Origin of the sequence: Tritonibacter sp. SIMBA_163, assembly GCF_046535935.1 — a bacterium.
GTDB classification, from domain to species: domain Bacteria; phylum Pseudomonadota; class Alphaproteobacteria; order Rhodobacterales; family Rhodobacteraceae; genus Epibacterium; species Epibacterium scottomollicae.
Genome location: NZ_JAWJBP010000689.1, coordinates 1 through 261, shown reverse-complemented (window position 1 = coordinate 261; position 261 = coordinate 1). Strand labels below are relative to the sequence as shown.

The window sequence follows — 261 nt, the reverse complement described above, 5'->3', positions numbered from 1 at the left end:
ACGGCCGGATTGACGTTGGAGTAGAACCCGTACTCGCGGGCGTTGGAATTCTTCCAGGTGGTCGCCGGCTGCTCCTCGACGAGCGAGATCTTGACGATCGACTTGATGCTCTTGAAGCCGTACTTCCACGGGACGACGAGCCGGATCGGCGCGCCGTTCTGGTTGGGCAGCGTTTCGCCATAGAGCCCGACGGCGAGAATGGTCAGCGGATGGCGCGCCTCGTCGAGGCGCAGGCCCTCGACATAGGGCCACTCCAGCGGC

Annotated in this window: 1 protein-coding gene; it reads right to left on the bottom strand. The window is 64.4% G+C overall.

Annotated features, from left to right (window positions below; genetic code table 11):
* Positions 1-261, bottom strand: a 261-nt coding sequence (locus R0J92_RS24080) for a molybdopterin-dependent oxidoreductase (protein ID WP_411053535.1), incomplete at both ends; no start/stop codon positions are given.